This is a genomic window from Streptomyces sp. ActVer, assembly GCF_027270795.1.
Taxonomy (GTDB): Bacteria; Actinomycetota; Actinomycetes; order Streptomycetales; family Streptomycetaceae; genus Streptomyces; species Streptomyces umbrinus_A.
On the sequence record NZ_JAPWHT010000728.1, the window covers coordinates 1 to 3,096 of the forward strand.

Annotated in this window: 4 protein-coding genes; 1 reads left to right on the plus strand and 3 read right to left on the minus strand. The window is 69.6% G+C overall.

Going from position 1 to position 3,096, the window contains the following annotated elements; all coding sequences use genetic code 11:
- Window positions 1-192: 192 nt before the first annotated feature.
- Together O3Q52_RS51195 and O3Q52_RS51200 are read right to left on the minus strand one after the other, a co-directional pair.
- Complete coding sequence (locus O3Q52_RS51195) at window positions 193-453, minus strand: helix-turn-helix domain-containing protein (protein ID WP_269655260.1); 261 nt, start codon at window positions 451-453, stop codon at window positions 193-195.
- A gap of 138 nt (window positions 454-591) precedes the next feature.
- A complete protein-coding gene (locus O3Q52_RS51200; RefSeq protein ID WP_269655261.1) occupies window positions 592-1,815 on the minus strand; it encodes an MFS transporter in 1,224 nt (407 codons plus the stop codon).
- Between the two features lie 102 nt (window positions 1,816-1,917).
- On the opposite strand from O3Q52_RS51200, the gene O3Q52_RS51205 reads away from it, so the two are divergent.
- Window positions 1,918-2,322, plus strand: coding sequence for a helix-turn-helix domain-containing protein (locus O3Q52_RS51205; RefSeq protein ID WP_269655262.1), 405 nt, complete (start codon window positions 1,918-1,920; stop codon window positions 2,320-2,322).
- Window positions 2,323-2,410: 88 nt separating this feature from the next.
- Here O3Q52_RS51205 and O3Q52_RS51210 read toward each other — a convergent pair whose 3' ends face one another.
- Complete coding sequence (locus O3Q52_RS51210) at window positions 2,411-2,833, minus strand: thioesterase family protein (protein ID WP_269655263.1); 423 nt, start codon at window positions 2,831-2,833, stop codon at window positions 2,411-2,413.
- Between the last annotated feature and the right edge of the window lie 263 nt (window positions 2,834-3,096).

The window sequence follows — 3,096 nt, forward strand, 5'->3', positions numbered from 1 at the left end:
CAGGGGCTCCGCCCCCGAACCCCCGCCAAAAGATTGCGCAGTTCCCCGCGCCCCTAGGTTTTCAGGGGCGCGGGGAACTGCGCGACAAGCCACAGCCGGACCCGCACTCGACAACAAACCCCACGGGGTCTGGGGCGGGGCCCCAGAAGGACGGGAATGGGTAGGGGCGGCGGGGCGAGGAAACCCCTCGGGTCACACCCGGCTAAGGGACTGGCAAGGCTGAGCAAGTGGGAGGCGGCCCGTGAAGAAGGAGCGTGGCGGCACGCCCATCAGCGTGCGGAAGTCGGCCGTCATATGGGACTGGTCGTAGTAGCCGGTGGACGCGGCAAGCTCGGCCCACCCCGTCGACCCCGCATGCGCCAGCACATGCCGAACCCGCCCGATCCGCGCAAAGTGCTTGGGAGAAACCCCCACCCCCTCGGCAAACAGATTCCGCAACTGCCGCTCACTCACGGCCAACCGGTGGGCCAACTACCTGCGAAGGAACATGACCCGCATCCGTCGACAGCGCCTCAACAGCGGCCTGCAAAACCTCCCGCCGGGCCCGCCCCGCCCCGTCGTCGCCCGCAAGCCTCCCCGGGAGCACCTCCATCAACCGCCCCACCGCATCCCCACCCTCCAACCACCGCAACGCGTACGCGAGTTGACGCGCGGACGCACCGGGAAGGTCCCCGAGCCGCACCACCCGCCCGACGAGCTCGACCGCCGCCACACCGAGCAACGGAGCGCCATCCCGGCCGTGATGAGTACGAGCCCGGCGAGGAGCACGCGGTACGGGCCGAAGCGGCCGATCGTCCGCGCGGACAGGCCCAGCATCAGCACCCCGATGAGGACGGGCGCGGGCAGGAACGCCGTACCGGTCATCAACTCGCCGAAGCCCAGCACGCGTTGGAGGTAGAGCGCGCCGATGTACTGGAAGCCGTACATCGCCGCGACCATCAGGATCTGCACCCCGTTCGCGCCGGCGAGCAGGCGTGAGCGGAACAGCCGCAGTCGGAGCAGCGGACGGGCGGCCCGCGCCTGTCGCAGGGCGAAGGCGACGAAGAGGGCGACGGAGACGGCCCCCAGTGCGAGCGTGGCGCCCAGCCCGCGTTCGCCGGCGCCCACGATCGCGTACACCGTGAGCATCAGCGCACCGGTGACCAGCGCGGCACCCGGATAGTCGGCGCCCTTGCCGAGCCCGGCGCCGCGGTCGGGGGCGAGGATGCGAAGGGCGGCGATCCAGGCCACGACCCCGATCGGCAGGTTGATCAGGAAGATCCAGTGCCAGTTGAGCGCCTGCGTGAGCGCCCCGCCGAGGAACGTGCCGAGCGCGCCGCCCGCCGCGCCGACCGCGCTGAACACGGCGATCGCCTTGGCCTGTTCACGCGGCTCGGGGAAGAGCGCGACCAGCATGCCGAGCACCACTGCCGAGGTCATCGCCCCGCCGACGCCCTGCAGTGCCCGAGCCGCGATCAGCATGCCCTGGCTCGTGGCGACCCCGCACAGCACGGACGCCACGGTGAACACGACGAGCCCGGCCACGAACATCCGCTTCCGGCCGACCAGATCACCGAGCCGCCCCACGAGCAGCAGCAGCCCGCCGAAGGGGATCAGGTAGGCGTTCACGACCCAGGCGAGTCCCGGCGCCGAGAAGCCGAGGTCGCTCTGGATCGCGGGCATCGCGACGGTCACGATGTTGCCGTCCAGGATCGTCATCAGCGTGCCCGCGCAGAGCACGACGAGGGACGCCCAACGGGAGTACGTTCGCTGTGCCGGACTCTGCTCCGGGCGCGGCGCGGTTCGCTCTGTGGGTGACCCGTTCCGGGACGACATGGCCTTGGCCCTCCGTATCGCTGCAGGTTGTTCCATAGGTGCACGACTTGTAACGGAGGACATCGTGGGTGACCATGGAGACCGGCGTAAGGAGGCACTTCAATGTCCCAGGGGAACACCGGTGTTACGTCGCAGGTCGTGCACGCGGAGGGCTGCCCGGTCCGGGAAGTTCTTGACAGGGTCGCCGGCAAATGGAGCGTGATGATCATCGTGGCCGCCGCTCACGGCCCGATCCGTTTCACCGAGCTGGAGCGCAGCATCGAGGGCATCAGCCGCCGCATGCTCACGCTGACCCTGCGCAATCTGGAGCGCGACGGACTCGTCACGCGCACCGTCCACCCCACGGTCCCGCCGAAGGTGGAGTACGAACTCACGCCGGTGGCCCGTGAGTTGCACGCCAGCCTGCTCGGTCTGACCGACTGGGCGGAGCGGCATCGCGTGACGATCGCCGAGTCACGCGCGGCGTACGACGCCCTGCATCGACCGGAGCTTGGCGCTCCGCTGTGAGCGACGCGGGTGTGTGGTGTGGTGTGTCGGCTGCGGGTGCGTCGTGGCTTGTCGCGCAGTTCCCCGCGCCCCTAAAAGGCTCGGTTGCTCAGAGGCCGAACCGTCCGGGATCCGACGCCAGTGCGCGGAAGTAGTCCCTCGGGTCCGCGACCAGCTTTCGTTCCTTGAGGTCCATCAGGCCGCCGACCCCGGTGATCTCGGCGGCGACGGTGCCGTCGGACTTGCGGATCGTCTGCTCGACCCGGAACGTCTTGCCCTCGCCCCAGATGAAGTCGCAGGTCACCTCGACCTCGTCGCCGGCCCGCAGCTCCCGTCGGTAGCGGACGGTCATCTCCAGCGACACCGGGCCCACACCCTTGGCCGCCAGACCGGCCTGGCTGATCCCCGCGGCCTGCAGTAACGACCAGCGGGCGTGCTCCGCGTAGTTCACGTACACGGCCTGGTTCACATGACCCTGGACGTCGGTCTCGTACCCGCGCACGGTCACCGGGACGGAAAACGGTTCGGCCATGGCTACTCCTTGGACGGCTTCAACGGCTGCAACGGTTTCTGTGGCAAACAGAATGGGCGCAAGCGTACTGAGCGGTTGCTCAAGGCCGTCAACCATTGAATTGCGTAGGGCATTCGGGGGCCGTCACGTCCGTCGCGGCGAGGCCAGCAGATACCGCGCGCCCGTACGCGGCTCCGTGTGCTCGCCCACCTGCCAGCCTGCCTGCTCCAGCGTCGCCGCGCACTCCCGCAGGGCTTCGGCGTCCGGCCCGCGCACGGCGACGG